The sequence below is a fragment of the Streptomyces sp. NPDC047981 genome (assembly GCF_040653315.1).
Classification (GTDB): domain Bacteria; phylum Actinomycetota; class Actinomycetes; order Streptomycetales; family Streptomycetaceae; genus Streptomyces.
In genome coordinates, this window is sequence record NZ_JBEZNQ010000106.1 from 1 (window position 1) to 21449 (window position 21449).

The following is a 21449-nucleotide window of genomic DNA, read 5'->3' on the forward strand; positions in this document are numbered from 1 at the left end:
GGGCGACCGAGGGCCGCGAGGGCGGCGGCGTGCGCGGCGCGCGCCTCGGTCTCCCAGAGCCGTTCCCCGGCCCGCTGCGCCCGCACCACCTCCGCGCCCGCCACGGCGAGGGCCGCCTCGGCGCGGCCGCACGCCAGGTGGGCCCAGGCCGTCAGATACGCGGTCCCTGGCTCCCGGCTCTCCTCCAGGAGGGCCAACGCCTCGCCCGGCACGTCCTCCCGGATCGCCCACTCGGCGCGCGCCGAACGCACCTCCTGCCGCGCCTGATGGTCGCCCTGCGCCCGCGCCGTGCGCTCGGCCGCGTCGAGGAGCGCGACCGCCCCCGGCTCCGCCGTCCGCATCCGTACGCGCGCCAGCGCCACGCGCGCGTACGGCGCGCACCACACGTCACCCGGCTCCGCGTCCCGTACCGCCGTCTCCGCGAGCTCCCGCGCCTCTTCGGTCTCCTCCACCAGCAGATGCAGCTCGGCGAGATTGGCCCGCTCGAAGACCGACGCCGTCGGATCGCCCGAGCGCTCCGCGAGGTCGAGCGCTCGCCGACCCGTCGCGATCGCCTCCCGCAGCCGCCCCGCCCGGCGCGCGGTCTCCCGCAGCACCGAGAGGACCGACGCGAGCAACTGGGCGTCGCCGTACGCCTCGGCGTGCGGCAGCGCCTCGTCGGCGACCGGACCCGCCTCCCCGAACCGGCCCGCGAGACCGAGTGACGTCGCCCGCGCCGCCAGCGCCCTCGCCAGCAGCGCGCGCCGTTCCGGAGTCCGCACCTCGTGCGCCGACTCCTCGGCGGCCCGCGCCGCCGCCACTCCGTCCTCGTACCGCCCCGCGACGAAGCACAGCACCGCGCGCGCCAGATGATGCGCGCTCGCCGTCGCCGCCGGGGTGCCGGGCCCGGGCGGGCAGGAGTCGAGCAGCCGCAGCCCCTCATCGGTGCTGCGGGTCTTCGTCATCAACTCGGCCAGCCGGGCCGTCGCCAGGACCTCGCCGTCCCGGTCGCCGCGCCGCCGCAGCTCCGCGCGCGCCTCGGTGAGGAGGCGCGCCGCCTCCTCGAAGCGGCCCATCCGGCGCAGCACGGCGCTGCGGTCGATCCTCGCCCGCGCCGACTCCGCGGCCAGGGCGTCCAGACGCGTGGTGAGTTCGGCGTAGTAGCGGTCGGCGGTGTCGTTGGCGTACAGGGCCGCGGCACGCTCGGCCGCCTGCCGCAGATAGCCGGTGGCGCGCGGGTCGCCCGCCCGGGCCAGATGGGCGGCGAGCGTGTCCACCGCCTCCGGCCTGCGACGCAGGACGGCCTCCGCGTACGCCGAGTGCAGCAGCCTGCGGCGAGCCGTGGACAGCCCTTCGTAGCAGGTCAGCCGGACCAGGGGGTGCCGGAAGGCGAGCCCGGCGGCCGGCCTGCCCTCGGCGACGACGACCCGTTCCTCGACCACGGACGCGGCGACGGCGGCGTCCACCGCCTCGGTCGCCTCCGCCGCCGACAGCCGGGGACGGCCGCTTCGCCGGGCCACGTCGAGGACCTCCGCGAGCGCCGCGTCCTGGCCGGCCACGGCGACCACCTCGACCACCCGGCGGGCCGCGCCGCCGAGTCGCCCGAGGCGTTCGGCGACCAACTGCCGTACCGTCTCGGGCGCACCGGCCCGGCCGTCGCCGCCCTCCCGTACCGCACGGGCCAGTTCCAGGGCGAAGAGCGGATTGCCGAGCGACAGCTCCCACACGCGCTCCGGTACGGTCACGGGCCCGGTGGCCCCGGCGTCCGCACCGGGGTCCGCCCCGGCGTCCGCACCACGGTCCGCCCGCGCCTCGGGATCCGGCCCCGGGCCCCCGAGCACGTCGGCCGTCAGGGCGAGGCAGGCCTCGCGGGTCAGCCGGGGCAGCTCCACCGTGACCGCGAGCGTCTGGCGGGCCAGCGCGTCGAGGCTGTGGCGGCGGGCATCGGTGGCCGGGAGTTCCTCGGGGCGGACGGTGGCGAGGAATCGCCAACCCCTTCCGGTCTCGCGGGCCCGGCGCGCAAGATGGCTGAGGAGCTGGAACGAGCCCGCGTCCGCCGCGTGGAGGTCGTCCAGCACCAGCATCACGGGCCGCTCGGCCGCCAGTTCCCCGAGCAGCCCGGCAGCCGCCCGGAACAGCCGGTCCCGCTCCTCCTCGGGACTGCGCCCCGACACCGGCCGCACCCGGCCCAAGGAGGGCAGGAGCGCGGCCAGTTCGGGATACTCGGCGCCCGCTCGGGCCCGCTCGGCGGCCGGCCGGTCCGCCAGCCAGCCGTCCAGGGCCTCGGCGAACGGACCGTACGGCGTGTGCCCCTCCGCGTCGTGGCCCGCCCCCCACAGGACGGCCGTCCCCTCCTCGGCCGCCCTGCGGGCCGCGTCGCCGACGAGGCGGGTCTTGCCCAGGCCCGCCTCACCGGTGACCAGCAGTACCGGCGGTGCGGCCGGGGCGAGGAGCCCGGCCAGCACCTCGTCCCGGCCGCGCAGCGGCGAGGCGGGCGGGCGGCGCACCACGTCGGGCAGCGTGGGGCCCACCGTCCGGGAGGCCGGTGCGGGCGCGGCGAGCGCCTCCCGGTGCAGCCGCTCCGTCTCCGCACCGGGGCGCACGCCGAATTCCGCATCCAGCGCCTCCCGGCACAGGTGGTACTGCGCCACCGCACGCCGCCGCAGCCCCTGCCGGAGGTACGCCCCGATGAGGAGCCGGTGCGCACTCTCCTCCGCCGGGGACGAGGCCAGCACCCGCTCGGCCGCCGCCACCGCCTCCTCGGGTGCGCCCGCGGTCAGATGGGCCTCCGCCAGGGCCAGCAGCGCGCGCTCGCGCAGGTCCGACAGGCGGGCCCGGCGCGCCTCGGCCCAGGGGGCGTAACGATCCTCCGGGAGCAGCTCGCCCGTGAACGCGTCGAGGGCCGCGGCCAGGGCGGCCCGGTCGCCCGCGGCCAAGGCCGTCTCCGCCAGCGCCTCGGCCTCGTCGGCGTCGATCCGTACCGTCCGCGGATCCAGCCACAGCAGGGAGCCCTCCCCGGTCAGATAGGAGGAAGCGGTTCGGGGCGGCAGTTCGGGCTCCAGCGCGCGGCGGGCCGCGTGCAGCGCGACCCGGAGACTGCCGAGCGCCGCCTGGGGATCCGCGTCCGGCCAGCAGATCTCCATGGCCTGCTCGCGGTGGAGCCGGTGGCCCGGCGCGACGGCGAGGAGCTTCACCAGCGTCCGGGCGCTCGGGCGCGGCCACCGCTCGGCCAGCGGCGGCCCGCCGTCCCGGTCGACGCGGAACCCGCCGAGCAGACGCACTCGCAGCGACGGGGGCGCGTCCGCTGATATGTCATCGCCCATGAGGGCGCCCACTCTAGTGGGCGCCCCCAGGGCCGGAGCGAGCGCTTCCGCTCGTCACGAAGCGGTCAGAACACCCGTCACCATCCCATGCAGGTTGTTGTCCGACAGCAGGTAGCGGCCGCCGGACAGCTCGATCGTCCGGTCGAAGCCGGTGTCGTCCTTGACCATGCCGACGATCTCGTCGACGCCGTCACCGGTCAGGTCCGCCACGATCAGGTTCTGCTGGGAGTGCCGGTACAGAGTCGCCAGGTGGTTCGGGTAGTTGACGCCTCCCGTCAGCACCGCCGGGTCCCAGACGTACGTCGAGCCCTCCGCCCCGGCGACCAGCAGCCGCCGCCCGCCGGGCCCGGTCGCGAACGCGCCCCGGTGCACGGGCGGCAGGGTGAAGACGGAGTGCTCACCGCCGTCCGCGCTGAAGGTGCGGAAGGACGCGGTGCCCGTGAGGACGAGGCCCTCGTCTCCGGTGAACCAGTTGCCGAGCGTCCAGGCCCCGCCGGCCGTGGCCGTGCGGACGACCTCGCCCGTCCGCACGTCCCGGAACTCGACGAGCGTCGTCAGGTCCTTGCCCTTCCTCACCAGCCAGGAGTGCACCACCGCGTGCCCGTCGGCGTACGGGATGCGGGGCGAGGCGTACACCCCGTGGTAGAGCTGCGCCGCGTAGATCCGGGTGTCGGCGTCGCCGGTCCAGGTCGGGTCGGCGGTCCAGGCGAGGCGGCCCGTCCGGCCCTCCAGCGCCATGCCGTCGACCGTGCCTCCGGTGCCGAGCGAGCCCGGGGTCTGGTACGAGCCCAGCACCCGGCCGTCCGCCACCGCGAGGTCCGAGAAGACGACCGGACCCGCGCCCTCAGGGGCGTAGGACCAGAGGAGCCGCCCGCCACCGCTGTACGCCCGCACCGCGTCCGTGGGTACCAGCACCTCGTCGTCCCTGTCCCCGTCGAGGTCGGCGACCGTCACCGAGCGCACGAACTGCCCCCGCCCGTCGATCTCCTCGCGGACCGCGCCCGTCCGGGCGTCCACGATCACCGCCGCCGTGTCGGCCGCGACCACCAGGTCGTCCTCGCGCCCGTCGCCGTCCGTGTCACCGATCGCGATGTCCCCGGCCACCGACCCGGGCAGCGTGGCCTGCCAGAGCACCCGGGGCTGCCCGGACGCGAGGGAGGGGCCGTCGAACGCCCACAACCCCCGCGACTGGCCGGCCGCCACCACGTCCTTCTTCCCGTCGCCGTTCACGTCCGCGGCGATGCCCGTGGACAGGTCGGCGAGGAGCGGAGTGAGCCCGCTCGCGCGCCCGTTGCCGAGCCGGTACGAGCGGATGTTCTGCTCGTTGTCGACCGTCCGCACCAGCCAGTCGTCGCCCTGGCGGTACGGCTGGGAGTACAGCGGCGACGCCACCGCACCCTGCTTCGACCACCGGACGCCACCGTCCCGGCCGACGAGCGCGGTCAACGTGCCGTAGCGGGTGCCGCCCGGATTGGCGGCGGTCTCCTTGTCCTCGGTCGTGACGTAGGAGGCGAGCACCGAGCCGTCCGCGATCTCGAGACCCAGCGCGGAATCGCCGTCCTGGACGTTGTCCGCGCCGCGCTTGACCGTGTGCGACCACAGCTCGGTCGCGTCCGAGCCGCGCAGACCGCGCACGGTGGCCGCGTTGATGAACAGGTTCTCGTCGAGGGTGGCCTCGGCGACCGCGTACTCGACGCCGCCGCCGTCCCGGAGTTCACCGACCGCCAGTTCGGTGCCGACGGCGTTGATCCGCTCGTCCAGGACCGTCCGCGTGCCGTCGGCGAGGGCGTACGCGGCCACCTCGTACCGCAGTCCGTCGCGGTAGTCGGACTGCTCCAGGGCCACCAGCCGGTCACGGGAGGCGTCGAGCACCGCCTCGCGGCCGTACAGCCCGCCGTCGGTGCGCCACCGCACCGACCCGTCGGCCGTGTTCAGAGCCAGCGTGTGGCTCTCGGCGGGCGCAGTGGGCGTCTTGCGCACGTGCCAGGACACGGCCACCGCACCACCCGACAGCGCGGTGACCGAGGACCACCGCCCGTCGCGCCGGCCCGTCTCGTACGTCCATGTCCCGGTCGGCGTCAGCCTCCCCTCCGCGTACCCGAAGCGGAAGGCGTGCAGGGCGGCGGTGGCCGCCTTGTCCGCGTTCGGGTTGGTCGAGGGCTGGTCGGCGACCAGAAGGGTGCCGCCCACCAGGGCGACCTGCTGGGCGTCGGCGAAGAGGCGGCTCCAGACCGTGGCCCCCGTCCGGCCGTCGAGGACGGTCACGAAGGTGCCCGTGGTCAGCGGCGAACCGGGCGAGGTGAAGGGACGGTACGGGCTGTTGCCCACGTCCGCGGTGAAGACGACCTCCGCCACGCCGTCGCCCGTCAGGTCCCCCTGCGCCCAGCCGCGATCGGCCATGTCCGCGAACGGACCGTTCGCGTGGTACCCGAGGGTGATCCGCACCGGGACGGGCTCGGTCTGCCAGGGGCGGATGTTCTTGACCTGCCAGTCGGTGTAGAGGGAGGCGTTGTCCCGCTTCCAGACCGTGCGGCCCGAGGACGTGAGCCGGGTGACCGTGCCGAGGCTGTGCAGGGTGAGGAAGTCGCCCTGTCCGCCGCCGAGTTGCGCGGTCTCGGCCTGTCCGCGGTAGGTCTCGAGCGCGGAGCCGGCGGTGAGGGAGACACCCCCGGCGACCCCGGCGTCCGAGTCCGCCGTGGCGTCCGCGTCCGCCGTCGCGCCCGCGTCCGCCGTGGCGGCCCGCAGGCCTTCCGCGGAGGCGGCCTCAGGAGTCTCCCGCTGGGGCTCCGCCGCTTCCACGGCGCGCTGCTCCAGCGCGTCGGCCTGGGCGTCGGTCAGGACCCGGGCGACCGGCTCGTCGGCGTACGCGGTGGTGGCGGGCAGCGCGGTGAGCGCGAGACCGGCCGCGACCAGGGCGGAGGCGAGCCGCACGGACCGCCGGGAGAGGGAACGGGAGCGGGTGGTCGGGGACGTCGCGGAATTCATCGGACCGCCTTCGGGGTGATGCGGATCGCGGAGCTGTCGGCGATCACGGACTCGTTGAAGGAGAAGGGCAGGGCGTCGGTGCCGGACGGGTTCTCCATGCCGACGGTCGCCTGACCACCGGCTTCCAGGGCCGAGCCGGCCGCGATCGAGCGGTACTGGAGGACGATCGCGCCGGTCGCCTCCTCGAAGACCGCCTCGAAGGTGATCCGCCGGCCTGGGTCGGCGACGAAGGCAGCGTTCTCCCAGACGATCGCGAACCGTCGCTGGCCGGCCGTGCCGCTGGTGGCGGTCTTCACCGCGGACTTGGCGTCGATGGTGAGGTCGTCCCAGTACGCGGCGAGGATGCCGTTCGGCTGGCCCGGCGACGGCAGCGCGGTGTTGGCGTAGTCCCCGAGGCGCGGGGCGAGGAAGTTGACCAGACCGTTGGTGGTGACGCTCGCCTGGCTGTACGGGACGCCGTAGAAGGAGACCGGGAAGGGCAGGGCGATCGTCTTCGCGTTCTCGTCGCCCGAGAGGGCCACCTTGGTCTTCCCGTCGACCCAGGAGTACGCGGCGGGCCGGCAGCTGTTGCCGTACGCGTCGCTGCGGGCGGGCAGCGCGGCGGTCACGCTCTCGGCGCCGTCCACGGTCAGGGCGGCCGTGTGCGTGCCGTTGCACAGGACGGGTGCGGCCGGGGTCGCGGTGAGGCTGAAGGTGCCCTCGGCGACCGCCGGGAAGCGGAACGCTCCGGCGGCGTCGGTCACGACCGGTGTGAGAGGCGCGTCGGTGAAGCGGACGGTGGCGCCCTTCAGGGGCTTGCCGGTGACGTCGAGGACCGTGCCGGAGACGGCGTGCGCCGGTACGGCGTCCAGGGCGAGATCGTGGCCCAGGCTCTGGCCGGTGGTGAGGGTCAGGTTCTCCTCGGTGGCGGGCCGGTAGCCGTAGCCGGTGGCGGTGAGGGTGTAGGTGCCCGCCGCCAGGGTGAGCCGGTACGTGCCGGAGGCGTCGGTGGTCATCGAACGCTGGGCTTCCCCGGCACGGGCGGTGAGGGTGACGCCGGCGAGCGGGGTGCCGGTCGCGCGGTCGGTGACCGTGCCGGTGACGGTTGCCGCGGTGTGCGGGGCCCGGTCGACGGCGGCGAGGATGTCCAGCTTGCCCTCGCCCCAGACGTTGTTGGCGCCGGCGGTGCCGCCGCAGTGGGTGTCGTCGACGTCGCGCGCGGTCGTGTTCAGGGCGGCCCGGGTGGCGTCGATGTTCCCGATGAGGGAGGGCGCCGAGGACCAGAGCAGCGCGACGGCGCCCGCGACGTGCGGGGTGGCCATCGACGTACCGGAGATGGCGCGGTAGGAGTTGCCCGGCCAGGCGGAGCGGACGTCGACGCCGGGGGCGGAGATGTTCGGCTTCATCGAGCCGTCGACCAGGGACGGTCCGAAGCCGGAGAAGGACGCGATCCTTCCGTTCACGTCGTAGGCGCCGACGCCGTAGGCCGGGGCCTGGGCGCCGGGGGCCTCCGTGGTCGAACAGGTGGTGCCGTTGCCCGCGTTGCCGGCGGCGAAGGCCTCGAAGATGCCGGCGGCGTTCCAGGACTCGATGATGTCCTGGTAGAAGGTGGTGTTCCCACCGCCCCAGGAGTTGTTGACGATGTCCGGGGCGAGATCGGGGCGCGGGTTCTCGCCGTTGCGGTCCGTCGGCGCGAGGATCCACTGGCCGGACTTGAGCAGCGAGGAGTCGGAACAGCTGCGGGCCTCGCAGCCCTTGGCGGCGATCCACGTCGTGCCCGGGGCGACGCCGACACCGCCCGATCCCGCGATCGTGCCCATGGTGTGGGTGCCGTGCCCGTTGTTGTCGCAGGGCGTGCCGCCCGCGCACTGGCCGGTCGGGTCGAACCAGTTGTAGTCGTGGCTGAAGGTGCCGTTCCCGAGGTTGCCCCGGTAGTTGCCCTTCAGGGCCGGGTGGTCGTACTGCACGCCGGAGTCGATGTTCGCGACGACGATGCCCTCGCCGCGGTTGTCGTACCGCTCCCAGACCTGGTCGGCCTCGATGTCCTTGACGCCCCACTCCGCGGTCACGGCCGCCTCGGCGCCGACGGCGCCCTGGGCGACGGTGTCGAGCGCGTAGTGCCGCTCCTGGCGGATGGACGCCACGTCGGGGCGGGCGGCGAGCGTCTCGACGAGGTCCTTGTCGCCCGTCACCTTCACGGCGTTGGCGATCCAGTACGCCTCGTACCCGACCTTCGCGCGGTCCAGATAGCGGGTCAGCGAGGACTGGCTGCGGGCGGCTTCGGTGCGCAGCGACGCGAACGCGGCGGCCGCCTTCCTCGCGTGCCCGCGCTCCTTCCGCGCGCCGGAGAGGTCGGCGCGGTCGGCGAGGACGACGAAGAAGGTGGCGTCCCGGCCGGAGTCGACCGTGGCCGTCACGCCCGGGTCGACCTCGGCGGCGGGGCCGGGGGACGCGGCGGTCCGCCAGGGGGTGGGGGCGGCCGCCGCGGACGGCGCGCCGAGCAGGGCCGCTGCCGTGACGGCGACCGCGGCCCAGACGGTGGAACTGCGATGCATGTGGGTGGCTCCTCCATCGCTGGTACGGGGGAAGCCGGCGCCCCGCCTCCCCGCGCTTCCCGGGTGATGGGGCGCGGCGGTGGCGGGGCGGGCTCGGCCGGGACGCTAGAACTGGTCCGTTACTGGGGAATTACTGAGGCTCAGATCTCCGGATCGGGGCCTGGGATCTCCTCCAGCGCCCGATTCCGCGGGGCCCGCGCCCCGAACGACAAGGACACGCACATGCCGCTGCGCCCGCCGACCCCTCGTACCCGTCTCGCCATCGCCGTCGCCGGACTCCTGGTCGCCGCCGGCGCGCCCACCGCGTACGCCACGCTCGGCGCGGACGCGCCCCCGCGCGCCGCCACCACCGCGCAGGCGCGCGGGAAGGCCTATGTCGAGACCCGGCTCTTCTTCGGGACCGAGCGTCCCGACGGCGGCCCGGCCGTCACGGACGAGCAGTTCATGGCCTTCGTCGACGCCCGGGTGACCCCTCGCTTTCCGGCCGGACTGACTGTCCAGAACGGACGTGGACAGTGGCGCGACGCGACCGGGACCATCGAGCGGGAGCGTTCGTACGAGCTGATCCTGCTGTACCCGGCCGCGGAGGCGCGGGTGCACGATCCGCGGATCGAGGAGATCAGGGAGGCGTACCGCAAGGCCTTCGGGCAGGAGTCGGTGGCCCGGCTCGACGAGCCGACCCGGGCCGACTTCTGACCGGGGGAGGGCGGCTCTGGCGCTAAAAAACTAACAGCGCTAGTTTGGTGCGGGACGACGACAGCGAAGTCCGAGGAACGAGCGAAGTCCGAGGAACGAAGGAGCAGCGGATGCGGAGCCACGACGCGATGTACATCGGCGGGGAGTGGCGGCCCGCCGCGTCCCCGGAGACCGTCCCGGTCGTCGATCCGGCCGACGAGCAGGTCATCGCCCATGTGCCGGCCGGCAACGCCGAGGACGTCGACACCGCCGTACGGGCCGCCCGCGCGGCCTTCCCCGGCTGGGCCGCCACCCCGCCGGCCGAGCGCGCCAAGCTGATCGGCGCGCTTCGCGACGGGCTCGCGGCCCGCGCCGAGGAGATCGCCGCCACGGTCACCGCCGAGCTCGGCGCACCGCCGCAGCTCGCCGCCGCCGTCCACGCGGGCCTGCCGATCGCCGTGGCCGGCACGTACGCCGAACTGGCCGCCGTCCACCCCTTCGAGGAGAAGGTCGGCAACTCCACCGTCTACGCGGAGCCGGTCGGTGTCGTCGCCGCCATCACCCCGTGGAACTACCCGCTCCACCAGATCGTCGCCAAGGTCGCCCCGGCCCTCGCGGCCGGCTGCACGGTCGTCCTCAAGCCCGCCGAGGACACCCCGCTGACCGCCCAGCTCTTCGCCGAGGCGGTGCACGGCGCGGGGATCCCGGCCGGTGTCTTCAACCTGGTCACCGGCCTCGGTCCGGTCGCCGGGCAGGCCCTCGCCGAGCACCCGGACGTCGACCTCGTCTCCTTCACCGGCTCGACCGCCGTGGGCCGCCGGATCGGCGCGCTCGCGGGCGGCGCGGTCAAGCGGGTCGCGCTGGAGCTCGGCGGCAAGTCCGCCAACGTGATCCTGCCGAGCGCCGATCTCGGCAAGGCCGTGGCCGTCGGCATCGCCAACGTCATGACCAACTCGGGCCAGACGTGCAGCGCCTGGACCCGGATGCTGGTCCACCGCGACCAGTACGACGAGGCGGTGGCGCTGGCCGCCGAGGCCGTCGCCAAGTACGTCCCCGGCGAGCGCGTCGGCCCGCTCGTCAACGCCAAGCAGCGGGAGCGGGTGCGCGGCTACATCGAGAAGGGGATCGAGGAGGGCGCCAGGATCGTCGCGGGCGGCCCCGAGGCCCCGCGCGAGACCGGCTACTACGTCTCCCCGACGGTCTTCGCCGACGTCACCCCGGACATGACCATCGCCCAGGAGGAGATCTTCGGCCCGGTCGTCGCGATCCTGCGGTACGAGGACGAGGACGACGCCCTCGCCATCGCCAACGGGACCGTGTACGGGCTCGGGGGCGCCGTCTGGGGCGAGCAGGAGGCGGCCGTCGCCTTCGCCCGCCGTATGGACACCGGCCAGGTCGACATCAACGGCGGCCGCTTCAACCCGCTGGCCCCGTTCGGCGGCTACAAGCAGTCGGGCGTGGGGCGCGAGCTCGGGGCGCACGGCCTCGCCGAGTACCTCCAGACCAAGTCCCTGCAGTTCTGAGCCTCTCCGGTACCGGCTGTCCCGGTTCCGACCCTTCCCACTCGCTTCCCCTTCCCCCTGTCTTCTGGACCTGAGGAGCAAGACGCGTCATGAGCGTGGTCCGCGCCGCCTTCCTGCCCGCCGTCGGCTCTCCGCTGGAGATCGCCGGGATACGGCTGCCCGAGCCAGGCCCCGGCCAGGTCCGGGTCCGCCTCGCCGCCGCCGGGGTCTGTCACTCCGACCTCTCCCTCTCCAACGGCACCATGCGGGTGCCCGTGCCCGCCGTCCTCGGCCACGAGGGGGCAGGAACGGTCGTCGCCGTCGGCGAGGGCGTCACGCATGTCGCGCCCGGCGACGGCGTGGTCCTCAACTGGGCGCCGTCCTGCGGCGCCTGCCACCCGTGCTCGCTCGGCGAGGTCTGGCTCTGCGCCGACGCGCTGACCGGAGCGGGGAACGTCCACGCCACCACCGAGGACGGCACCGAGCTCCACCCCGGGCTCAACGTGGCCGCCTTCGCGGAGGAGACCGTCGTCGCGGCCAACTGCGTCCTGCCCGTGCCGGACGGCGTCCCGCTCACCGACGCGGCCCTGCTCGGCTGCGCGGTGCTCACCGGCTGGGGCGCGATCCACCACTCGGCGCGGGTCCGGCAGGGCGAAACGGTCGTCGTCTACGGCGTCGGCGGCGTCGGTCTCGCCACCCTCCAGGCCGCGCGGATCGCGGGCGCCTCGACGATCGTCGCGGTCGACGTCTCGCCCGAGAAGGAGGCCCTCGCGCGGGCGGCCGGCGCGACCGAGTACGTCGTCGCCTCCGAGACCACCGCCAAGGAGGTCAGGAAGCTGACCGGCGGCCACGGCGCCGACGTGGCCGTCGAGTGCGTCGGGCGCGCCGCCACCATCCGTACCGCCTGGGACTCCACCCGCCGCGGCGGCCGCACCACGGTCGTCGGCATCGGCGGCAAGGACCAGCAGGTCACCTTCCACGCCCTGGAGCTCTTCCACTGGGGCAGGACGCTGTCCGGCTGCGTGTACGGGAACTCCGACCCGGCCGAGGACCTGCCGGTCCTCGCCGAGCACATCCGGGCCGGGCGCCTCGACCTGGGCGCGCTGGTCACCGAACGCATCACCCTGGACGGCATCCCGGGCGCCTTCGACAACATGCTCGCGGGCAAGGGCGGCCGGGCGCTGGTGGTCTTCTAGGTCACTTCCGGCGGTGCCCGTCGACCTCCGCGTTCCCGGCCGCGGTCCTCTGCGAGGGCCTCGGCCGGGAGCGTGAGACCGCCACTCCGGCCAGGCACAGCGCACCGCCCGCGAGGGTGAGCAGCCCGGGCAGCTCTCCGAGGAACAGCCATGCCATGAGGACCACGAGCGCCGGTACGGCGTAGGTCGTCGCGCCCATCCGGCCCGCGGTCGTACGGGCCAGGGCGTAGGCCCAGGTGGTGAAGGCGAGGGCGGTCGGGAACACCCCGAGGTACACCATGTTCAGGGTCGCCGGGAGCGGCGCCCGGGCCGCCTCCTCCACCAGCTGCCCGGCGAAGGGCAGACAGGCCACCGCGCCCACGAGACAGCCGAAGGTCGTGACCTGCAGGGCGCTGCCGTGCGCCAGGGCGGGCTTCTGGGCGACGACGCCACCCGCGTACGCGACCGCCGCCACCAGGCAGAGCACGACGCCCAGCACGGAGGCGTGCCCCTCGCCCGACATGGAAAGACCCACGGCCACCGCGCCCGCGAAGGACACCGCCATGCCCGCGACCAGCCGGGGCGGCAGCTTCTCGCCGAGGAACCGGGCGCCGAGCAGGGCGATCAGGATCGGCCCGATGTTCACGACCATCGCGGCCGTGCCCGCGTCGACCTCCTGCTCACCCCAGTTGAGCGCCACCATGTACGCGCCGAACCACAGGACCCCGGAGACCGCGATCCCCGGCCACGCGGCGCGGGGCGGCAGGCCCTCCCGCCGGACCAGCAGGACCAGGCCGAGGACCAGGGCTCCGGACAGGAGCCGGCCGAGGGCGAGCGCGCCGGGGGAGTAGGCCGCTCCGGCGCTGCGGATCGAGACGAAGGCGGAGGCCCACAGGACGACGGTGACACCGGCCGCGGCGAGGGCCAGGCGAGAGGTGGCGTGGGGCGCGGGAGCGGCGGAGGGAGGGGCGGCGGAGGTGGCGGGGGAGTCGGTCATGGAGCGACCGTAGGCCCCGGACCCTTCGGCGCTCACCGCAATATCCGCTCACCGCAGCATCGCCGGGTCGATGCCCAACGCGTCCTGGAGGGCGCGCTCCCCGGCGGGGGTCACCCGCACGGCGCGCTGCGAGCCGATCCGTACGCACCAGCCGCTGTCCAGGGCGTGGGCGCAGAGCGTGGCACCGGCGATGCCCGCGAGGTGCGGCGTGCGTTCGGTCCAGTCGAGACAGCCGCGCGCGATCGGCCGGCGCCCCCGGGGCGCCAGCGGGACGCCACGCTCCGCGAACCACTCCACGCCCCGGTCGGTGAGGGCGAAGCCGGTGTCCTGGCGCAGCAGTCCGCGTGCGGTCATGGCCTCGGTGATCGTGACCCCGAGCCTCCCGGCGAGATGGTCGTAGCAGGTCCGGCCCCGGGCCATCGCCCGCCCCGCCCCCGCCGCGCCCAGCGTCGTCGGCGGCGGTGCGGCGAGCGCGGGCCCGGACCGCGCGGCGAGGTCCTCCACGAGCTGCGCGATCCCCGGGTCGGCGAGCCGGACGTACCGGTGCCGCCCCTGCCGCTCCTCGGCGAGCACCCCGCCCGCGACGAGCTTGCCGAGGTGTTCACTGGCGGTCGACGGCGCCACGCGCGCGTGCCGCGCCAACTCCCCGGCGGTCCAGGCACGTCCGTCGAGCAGCGCGAGCACGAAGGCGGCACGGGTCTCGTCGGCGAAGAGCGCGGCGAGCGCGGCCAGGTCTTTGGATGCCATGCGTCCAGGATCGCGCGGCTACGGTTCGGCGACGGCCGAACCGTCCTTCCCGCGGGTCACTCCCGCCGGCCCCGCCTCGTACTGCAGGGCCAGCCCGTCGAGGAGCGCCCGCAGGCCCGTGTCGAAGGCGCCGTCGTCGACCTTCTGGCGGTGTTCCGCGAGCAGGTGGGCCTGTCCGAGGTGGGGGTAGTCGGCCGGGTCGTAGGCCGTCTCGTCGTCGACGAAGCCGCGCGCGAAGGAGCCCAGGGCCGAGCCGGTGACGAAGTAGCGCATCAGGGCGCCGATGTACGTCGCCTGCGCCGGGGGCCAGCCGGCCCTGACCATCGCGCCGAAGACGGCGTCGGCGACCCGCAGACCCGCCGGGCGGCGGCCGGGGCCCTGGGCGAGGACCGGGACGATGTTCGGGTGGTCGGCGAGGGCGGCGCGATAGGAGGCCGCCCAGTCGTGGAGGGCCGTACGCCAGTCGCGGCCGTCGCCCTCGTCGAACATCGACAGGTCGACCTTGGCGCTGACCGCGTCGGCGACCGCGTCCAGGATCTCGTCCTTGGTCCGGAAGTGGTTGTAGAGGGACGGCCCGCTCACCCCGAGTTCGGCCGCGAGCCGCCGCGTCGAGAGCGCCGCGAGGCCCTCGGCGTCCACGAGCGCGCTCGCCGTCTCGACGATGCGGTCTCTGCTCAGGAGGGGCTTGCGCGGTCGGGCCATGGCGCACATAGTAGGCCTGCGCGACAGAAACTAGCGGTGGTAGTTAAAGTCGCTCCGCAGCCTCTTCCGCAGTCCCTCCCAGTCCTATTCCCGAAGGTCGGTGGCGTCGTGAACCTGGAGCTCAGCGAGGAACAGGAAGCCGTGCGGCGGCTCGCCGAGGACTTCGTCGCCCGCGAGGTCACCCCGCACGCCGTCGCCTGGGACCGGGCCGAGAGCGTGGACCGCTCGATCGTGAAGAAGCTCGGAGCCGTCGGCTTCCTCGGCCTGACGCTCCCGGAGGAGTACGGCGGCTCCGGCGGCGACCACCTCTCCTACTGCCTGGTCACCGAGGAACTGGGCCGCGGCGACTCCTCCGTGCGCGGCATCGTCTCCGTCTCGCTCGGCCTCGTCGCCAAGACCGTCGCCGCCTGGGGCGACGAGGAGCAGAAGCGGACCTGGCTGCCCCGGCTCGCCTCCGGAGAGGCCCTCGGCTGCTTCGGTCTCACCGAGCCCGGCACCGGCTCCGACGCCGGCAACCTCGCCACCAGGGCGGTGCGGGACGGGGGCGCGTACGTCGTCAACGGCTCGAAGATGTTCATCACCAACGGCACGTGGGCCGACGTGGTCCTGCTCTTCGCCCGCACCGGAGACGCCCCCGGCCACAAGGGCGTCTCCGCGTTTCTCGTCCCCACCGACACCCCCGGCCTCACCCGCCGCACGATCCACGGCAAGCTCGGCCTGCGCGGCCAGGCGACGGCCGAACTGGTCCTGGAGGACGTGCGCGTCCCCGCCTCCGCGATGCTCGGCCCCGAGGGCAAGGGTTTCTCCGTCGCCATGTCCGCCCTCGCCAAGGGGCGGATGTCGGTCGCGGCCGGCTGCGTCGGCATCGCGCAGGCGGCCCTCGACGCGGCCGTGCGCTACGCGGGGGAACGGGAGCAGTTCGGCAAGCCCATCGCCTCGTACCAGCTGGTTCAGGAGCTGATCAGCGACATCGCCGTCGACGTGGACGCCGCCCGGCTGCTCACCTGGCGGGTCGCCGACCTGATCGACCGGGGCCAGGACTTCGCCACCGCCGCGTCCAAGGCCAAGCTGTACGCCTCCGAGGCCGCCGTGCGCGCGGCGAACAACGCCCTCCAGGTCTTCGGCGGCTACGGCTACATCGACGAGTACCCGGTCGGCAAACTGCTGCGCGACGCACGGGTGATGACGCTGTACGAGGGCACCAGCCAGATCCAGAAGCTGATCATCGGGCGCGCGCTGACGGGAGTGTCGGCCTTCTGAGTACGGCGCGCCGCGCGGCCTGAGTATCCGGACGGATGTGGCCCGCGCCACATCCGCCGATGCTGGGTCCATGAGCGACACACCGGTCAAGCAGCAGAACACGGCGGCCTACTACATGCAGGCGGTCATCTCCTTCGGGCTCGCGCTCGCGGCCGTGGGCATCGGCATCTTCAACCTGGAGGCGGACGCCTGGGTGCGGTCCTTCCTGGCCATCGCCGTCCTCTACCTCACGACCTCCGCCTTCACGCTCGCCAAGGTCGTCCGCGACCGCCAGGAGGCGGGCCAGATCGTCAGCCGCGTCGACCAGGCCCGCCTGGAGAAGCTCCTCGCCGAGCACGACCCGTTCCAGAAGCTGTGAGCCTCGCCGGCTCCGAGGGCGTCGACCTCTAAGCGCTTGCTCAGCTTCGTTGTATGGTGTTCGTCCTGACGACCGGCTGAGAAGAGGGCGAGCGATGAGCGCGGCGGACGCGGCGGAGGAGACGCCCGGCGGCGAGGACGCGCCGTGGGGCGAGGTCACGCCCGAGGCGGCCCGGCGGCTGCTCGTCGCGGCCGTCGAGGCGTTCGCCGAGCGCGGCTACCACGCCACCACGACCCGGGACATCGCCGGCCGCGCAGGGATGAGCCCGGCCGCGCTCTACATCCACTACAAGACCAAGGAAGAGCTGCTCCACCGGATCAGCCGCATCGGCCACGACAAGGCCCTGGAGATCCTCCGGGCCGCCGCCGACGGCGAGGGCACGGCGGGCGAGCGGCTCGCCGACGCCGTACGGTCCTTCGTGCGCTGGCACGCCGAGCGGCACACCACCGCGCGGGTCGTCCAGTACGAGCTCGACGCCCTCGGCCCCGAGCACCGCACCGAGATCGTGGCGCTGCGCCGGGAGTCCGACGCGACCGTGCGCCGGATCATCAACGAGGGCGTGGCGGCCGGGGAGTTCGACGTGCCGGACGTGGCGGGCACGACCGTCGCGGTCCTCTCCCTCTGCATCGACGTCTCGCGCTGGTTCAACGCCCAGGGCCGCCGTACGCCGGACGAGGTCGGCGCGCTCTACGCCGACCTCGTGCTGCGGATGGTCGGCGCTCAGAAGTAGTAGCGCGAGACCGACTCGGCGACGCAGACCGGCTTGTCGCCGCCCTCGCGCTCCACGGTCACGGTCGCGGTCACCTGCACCCCGCCGCCGGCCTCCCTCACCTCGGTCAGGACGGCCCCGGCGCGCAGCCGGGAGCCGACGGGCACGGGGGCGGGGAAACGGACCTTGTCGGTGCCGTAGTTGAGGCCCATCTTCATGCCCTCGACGCGCATGATCTGGGGGACGAGGGTCGGCAGGAGCGAGAGCGTGAGGTAGCCGTGCGCGATGGTCTTCCCGAACGGCCCGTCGGCCGCCCGCTCCGGGTCCACGTGGATCCACTGGTGATCACCGGTCGCGTCGGCGAACTGGTCGATCCGCTTCTGCTCGATCTCCAGCCACTCGCTGTGTCCCAGCTGCTCGCCGACGGCGGCACGCAGCTCCTCGGCGGAGGTGAAGATCCTCGGCTCAGCCATGTTTCCCTCGTCCCTTCGTGAACCTGTGACTCCTGCGTACGGTGTTTCTAAGCGCTTGCTCAGCATGTGGGGTAGGGGGCCCGCTGTCAACGGACAGTAGGGTTCGAGGGGTGCCCCAGATTCCCGAGAAGATTCATGAACTCACCGTCGGTCAGCTGTCGGCCCGAAGCGGCGCCGCGGTGTCGGCCCTGCACTTCTACGAGACCAAGGGCCTGATCGGCAGCCGCCGCACGAGCGGCAACCAGCGCCGCTACAGCCGTGACACCCTCCGCCGCGTCGCCTTCATCCGGGCCGCGCAGCGCGTCGGCATCCCGCTCGCGACCATCCGTACCGCCCTCGCCGAACTCCCCGAGGAGCGCACGCCCACCAACGAGGACTGGGCGCAGCTCTCGGCGGCGTGGCGTACCGAGCTGGACGAGCGGATCAAGCAACTCGGCAGGCTGCGGGACCATCTCAGCGACTGCATCGGCTGCGGGTGCCTGTCCCTGCAGAACTGCGTGCTGTCCAACCCCGACGACGTGATCGGCGAGCAGATCACCGGCTCGCGCCTGATGGCGGAGCGCCGCAAGGCGTGAGCCGCCGCCGGGACGCCCCGGGGCCTCCCCGGGATGCCTCGGGACTCGTCGGGCTCGCCGGGACTCGCCGGGACTCCTCGGAACGACGAAGAGGGGCCCGCCACCCCCGTGGGCGGGCCCCTCGGTCTCATCGGCTCGGGCCGGTCACTCGTACTCGGTGCCGCCCTTGCGGGTCAGGTAGGCAGGGCTGACCGCCTTGGCGATCGCACGGCCGCCGAGGACCGGGCTGTACCGCTCGGTGACCGGGCGGACCACGACCCCCTCGCGCAGGTGCAGCTCCCGCCCGGACACGGTCTCCCGGCCGCTCGCCAGCGCGAGCACCGTCTCCGGGTCGTACGGACCGGTGAACAGCCGTGGTACGAGAGGCAGTTCGCCGTCCTCCAGGACCTCGGCCGGGTCCAGCCACCGCACCTGGCCGTCGATCTCGGCCGACACGTCGAAGACCGCGTAACCGACCTGCTCGCCGCGGGCGTTCGCGCCGTACCCGAGGTCCTGCACCCCGGCCCCGTACACCTCGCCGAACAGCCCGACCCGGCTCGCGCCCAGGCGGGCGGCGAGCCGCGCCGCGACCTCGGGGACGCCGTGGCCGAGGACGGCCCGCCAGTACAGGTTCCGCGGGTCCTCCTGGAGAGCGAGGCCCTTGGCGCCGAAGCCCTTCGAGGAGACCTGGACCCGTCCGTCCTCCGCGAAGTACGTGGCGAGACAGGCCGAACCGTGCAGCTTCTCCGTCAGGACCACCGGCTCACCGGGCTCGAAGACGCCTGGATAGCGCTGGAGGTTCTCGATGTCGACCCACGGCAGCAGATCGGGCGCGACCTCCACGTCCCCGCTCATCGTCGGCGGGATCGGCGGCACCCACTTCGTGATCCCGAGCAGCTCGGCGAAGTCGGTCCCCTCGGCGGCGGCCGCGACCAGGTCCACGTCCGCCAGTGCCTTCGGGCGGCACATGAGACCCTGCGACACCTCGCCGCGCAGCCGCACCGCCTTGACGCGGTCGGAGGCCTTCCCGGCGAGCCGCCCGGTCAGCCCGAGTTCTTCGATGAGCGCCGTCGGCAGCACGGCCTGCTCCGGAATGTAGACGGCGACATCGCCACTGCGGTACGCGCCCTTCGCCACGACGGCGCGGTAGAGGCCCACTTGGGCGAGCTCCAGCGCGTCCGCGTTCGGGTGGGCGTGGACGGCCAGTGTTTCGGCGGTGACGCGCAGCGTCGACATGTCAGTGCTCCGGAGACTCGGTTGGTGTTCTCGTCGCAGCACACTCTGCGGTAATCGAACGGACCCGGGCCACCGAATTCCGCACCGCCGGCCTCTCAACAGGTCAGGCCGGCCGGGCCGGTCAGACCGTCCGGGCCGAGGGCGGCCGCCACGAGCTGGGCGTTGGACGCGGCGGGACTGCCGTCGGGCAGCAGCAGCGTGTCCTCCAGCCCGATCCGTGTGTCCAGGCCGAGGCGGCGCGCCAGCCGCAGCACCGGCCACGCGCCGCCGTCCTCGCCGTGCAGAAGGACCGGCGGCCCCTCGGGGGAGCCGGCCAGTGTCGCGAGCAGCGCGAGGGCCGTGGACTCGGCGGTCGCGGCGACGGGGTCGGTCACCTCCGCCAGGATCCGCAGCACCCGGGGCGCCAGCGGCGAGGCGAGGAACCGCGCGGGCCCTTCCGTACCGGACCACAGCCCCGCCTCCACGCCCACGCCCCGTCCGAGGAGCGCCGCCGCGAGTTCCTCCGCGCCCGGCTCGTGCCAGTTCACGGACGCGTGGTCGGGCAGGACCGTCCAGGCGCGGACCCGTTCCACCCGCCGGACGGGATCGGGCTCGGCCCAGGCGCCCGTCGTGACGCCCACCGGGACGTCGACGGCGTCCCGGATCGCCGTCAGGGTCTCCGCCAGGACCCGCGGCGACAGCGAGTGGCTCCCGCACGGCGTCCTGGGGTGCACATGGACGTCCACCGCGCCCGCCGCGACCGCCCGCGCGGCCTCCTCCGCCATCGCACCCGGCGACATCGGCACCGCGGCCGAATCCCCGGGCCCCCGCGTCCCGTTGAGACAGACCTGGATCACCATGCTCCCCCTCCACGGTCCCCCGTGGTCCCCGTGCCCCCGTGGTCCCCCGTGCCCCCGTTGCCCCGTTGCTCGTCACACACGTTCGTCGTTCCCGGTCACGCGCCGTTCCTCAGGCGACGGAGGCCAGCCGGGGCATCGCCCCGCTCCGGGCCCGCGTCAGCGCCCCGGCCGTCAGCACCGCACGGGGTACGACCACCCCGCACTCCCCGCACACGGGGCCGAACCACGGCTCGTCGGCCAGATCCGGCCGCCACTCGATACGGTCCCCCGCGCACACCGGGCACCGCTCCCCGGGCCCGGACTCGAGTGCGGCGATCAGCCGCCGCAGCACCTCCGCCAGCGGCTCCGAGGGATGGACCGCCGGGTCGTCGCAGCGGGCCACCCCGTTGCCGCCCCAGGTCCGCCGGTGCCAGTCGTCGAGCGCGCCCGGTCGGCGCAGCCCGTCGTGCTTCTCGCGCCGTCGCCGCGCCGCGAACTCCTTCTCGTACGCGAGCCATACCGCCCGCGCCTCCTCCAGCTCCTCCAGCGCGGCCACCAGCCGCCCCGGATCGAGCTCCCGGTCCTCGGGCCCGAACCTGTGCCGATGGCACAGATGGTCCCAGGTCGCGCGGTGCCCGTACGGCGCGAACCGCTCCAGGCACTTGCGCAGGGAGTACCTCCGCAGCGCCGTGTCACTGCCGGTGTCGCGCACCTGTCTCGCAAGACTCCGGAAACCCGCCATTGCTCCGCACCTCCGTCGCTGGTACTTCGGCGTCAAGGACGTTATGGAATGGACGAACGACCGGCCCTTCGTGTTCCATCGAAAAATCGATGGGGCCCATCAGAGGCGCACGGGGGGACGTTGATGCACGACGTGAAGGCGGGACTCGCAACCAGTCCCGCCCTCCCCGATCACCTCTTCGCCCACCTCGCGAGGACCGGTGACGAGGACGTCCGTTACGACCTGACCTGCCGCGACGACCTCACCGAGGACCAGGCGCGCAGCCTGCGCGCGTACGACGACGTGGACCTCTGGACCCTCGTCGCGCGCGCCAGGGTCCCCTGGGCCGAGGTCCCGCGCGACACCCCCGACCTTCTGCTCGCCGCCGCCCGGGCCGGCACGGCGCCGGAGTCGGCGGTACGCGAGCTGGCCGCCCACCCGGACCCGGAGGTCCGCGCCGAACTCGTCGACGACGTCGAGGGCCTCCCGCCCGACGTCCTGGCCGCTCTCGCGCGCGACCCCGACCCGACCGTCGCCGAGCGGGCCGCGGGCGTTCCCGAGCTGCCCGCCGACCTCGCCGGAGAACTCGCCCGCCACTCCCATGTGGTGGTCCGGGTGAGCCTCGCGGCCAACTCGCACGTCCCGCCCCTCCTGCTCGGCGCGCTCCTCGCCGACGGCGGTCGGCCCGCGCCCACCCGCTG

The 21449-nt window shown here is 74.2% G+C and carries 17 protein-coding genes and 1 pseudogene; 8 read left to right on the top strand and 10 right to left on the bottom strand.

Annotation, left to right across the window (positions count from 1 at the left end; all coding sequences use genetic code 11):
• The 3 genes from AB0E14_RS35775 to AB0E14_RS35785 all read right to left on the bottom strand — a co-directional run.
• On the bottom strand, window positions 1-3302 hold a 3302-nt coding region (locus AB0E14_RS35775; protein WP_362428329.1), incomplete at its 3' end, for an AAA family ATPase.
• A gap of 54 nt (window positions 3303-3356) precedes the next feature.
• Complete coding sequence (locus AB0E14_RS35780; protein ID WP_362428332.1) at window positions 3357-6287, bottom strand: VCBS repeat-containing protein; 2931 nt, start codon at window positions 6285-6287, stop codon at window positions 3357-3359.
• Window positions 6284-8821, bottom strand: a complete 2538-nt coding sequence (locus tag AB0E14_RS35785; RefSeq protein WP_362428335.1) for a S8 family serine peptidase — start codon at window positions 8819-8821, stop codon at window positions 6284-6286. The genes AB0E14_RS35780 and AB0E14_RS35785 overlap by 4 nt, the downstream gene beginning before the upstream one ends.
• Window positions 8822-9043: 222 nt before the next feature.
• On the opposite strand from AB0E14_RS35785, the gene AB0E14_RS35790 reads away from it, so the two are divergent.
• The 3 genes from AB0E14_RS35790 (at window position 9044) to AB0E14_RS35800 (ending at window position 12194) form a co-directional block, all read left to right on the top strand.
• Window positions 9044-9517 carry a DUF3574 domain-containing protein gene (locus tag AB0E14_RS35790; protein ID WP_362428338.1) on the top strand — a complete coding sequence of 158 codons (474 nt, stop codon included), beginning with the start codon at window positions 9044-9046 and terminating at the stop codon, window positions 9515-9517.
• Between the two features lie 110 nt (window positions 9518-9627).
• Entirely contained in the window at window positions 9628-11019 is a 1392-nt protein-coding gene (locus tag AB0E14_RS35795) for an aldehyde dehydrogenase family protein (RefSeq protein ID WP_362428341.1), read from the top strand.
• A gap of 95 nt (window positions 11020-11114) precedes the next feature.
• Window positions 11115-12194: a zinc-binding dehydrogenase gene (locus AB0E14_RS35800; RefSeq protein WP_362428373.1), complete on the top strand. Its 1080-nt coding sequence runs from the start codon at window positions 11115-11117 to the stop codon at window positions 12192-12194.
• Window position 12195: 1 nt separating this feature from the next.
• Here AB0E14_RS35800 and AB0E14_RS35805 read toward each other — a convergent pair whose 3' ends face one another.
• The 3 genes from AB0E14_RS35805 to AB0E14_RS35815 are packed head-to-tail and all read right to left on the bottom strand — an operon-like array spanning window position 12196 to window position 14619.
• The gene (locus AB0E14_RS35805; RefSeq protein ID WP_362428344.1) at window positions 12196-13170 is read right to left on the bottom strand and encodes a DMT family transporter; all 975 of its coding nucleotides are present in this window, start codon (window positions 13168-13170) and stop codon (window positions 12196-12198) included.
• A gap of 48 nt (window positions 13171-13218) precedes the next feature.
• Entirely contained in the window at window positions 13219-13917 is a 699-nt protein-coding gene (locus tag AB0E14_RS35810) for a winged helix-turn-helix domain-containing protein (RefSeq protein ID WP_362428347.1), read from the bottom strand.
• A gap of 18 nt (window positions 13918-13935) precedes the next feature.
• Entirely contained in the window at window positions 13936-14619 is a 684-nt protein-coding gene (locus tag AB0E14_RS35815; RefSeq protein ID WP_362428350.1) for a TetR/AcrR family transcriptional regulator, read from the bottom strand.
• Between the two features lie 108 nt (window positions 14620-14727).
• Here AB0E14_RS35815 and AB0E14_RS35820 point away from each other — a divergent pair, with 108 nt between their 5' ends.
• The 3 genes from AB0E14_RS35820 to AB0E14_RS35830 all read left to right on the top strand — a co-directional run bounded on the left by AB0E14_RS35820 (window position 14728) and on the right by AB0E14_RS35830 (window position 16967).
• The gene (locus AB0E14_RS35820) at window positions 14728-15879 is read left to right on the top strand and encodes an acyl-CoA dehydrogenase family protein (RefSeq protein WP_362428353.1); all 1152 of its coding nucleotides are present in this window, start codon (window positions 14728-14730) and stop codon (window positions 15877-15879) included.
• A 70-nt stretch (window positions 15880-15949) separates the two neighbouring features.
• Window positions 15950-16237 (top strand): YiaA/YiaB family inner membrane protein, encoded by a 288-nt coding sequence (locus AB0E14_RS35825; RefSeq protein WP_362004302.1) that lies wholly within the window; start codon window positions 15950-15952, stop codon window positions 16235-16237.
• A gap of 94 nt (window positions 16238-16331) precedes the next feature.
• Window positions 16332-16967, top strand: coding sequence for a TetR/AcrR family transcriptional regulator (locus tag AB0E14_RS35830; protein ID WP_362428358.1), 636 nt, complete (start codon window positions 16332-16334; stop codon window positions 16965-16967).
• Here AB0E14_RS35830 and AB0E14_RS35835 read toward each other — a convergent pair.
• A complete protein-coding gene (locus tag AB0E14_RS35835) occupies window positions 16958-17419 on the bottom strand; it encodes a MaoC family dehydratase (RefSeq protein ID WP_362428361.1) in 462 nt (153 codons plus the stop codon). The two genes, AB0E14_RS35830 and AB0E14_RS35835, sit on opposite strands and share 10 nt — an antisense overlap.
• Window positions 17420-17529: 110 nt before the next feature.
• On the opposite strand from AB0E14_RS35835, the gene soxR reads away from it, so the two are divergent.
• Entirely contained in the window at window positions 17530-17994 is a 465-nt protein-coding gene (gene soxR, locus AB0E14_RS35840; RefSeq protein ID WP_362428364.1) for a redox-sensitive transcriptional activator SoxR, read from the top strand.
• A 144-nt stretch (window positions 17995-18138) separates the two neighbouring features.
• Here the strand turns inward: soxR and AB0E14_RS35845 are convergent, their stop codons facing one another.
• The 3 genes from AB0E14_RS35845 to AB0E14_RS35855 all read right to left on the bottom strand — a co-directional run bounded on the left by AB0E14_RS35845 (window position 18139) and on the right by AB0E14_RS35855 (window position 20769).
• Window positions 18139-19209 carry an RNA ligase (ATP) gene (locus AB0E14_RS35845; RefSeq protein WP_362428367.1) on the bottom strand — a complete coding sequence of 357 codons (1071 nt, stop codon included), beginning with the start codon at window positions 19207-19209 and terminating at the stop codon, window positions 18139-18141.
• 95 nt (window positions 19210-19304) lie between these two features.
• Window positions 19305-20045, bottom strand: coding sequence for a 3-keto-5-aminohexanoate cleavage protein (locus tag AB0E14_RS35850; protein ID WP_362428376.1), 741 nt, complete (start codon window positions 20043-20045; stop codon window positions 19305-19307).
• Window positions 20046-20157: 112 nt separating this feature from the next.
• Window positions 20158-20769, bottom strand: coding sequence for a hypothetical protein (locus AB0E14_RS35855; RefSeq protein ID WP_362428370.1), 612 nt, complete (start codon window positions 20767-20769; stop codon window positions 20158-20160).
• 123 nt (window positions 20770-20892) lie between these two features.
• Between AB0E14_RS35855 and AB0E14_RS35860 the strand changes: the two are divergent.
• Window positions 20893-21449: pseudogene (locus AB0E14_RS35860) on the top strand (hypothetical protein); the annotation flags it as partial.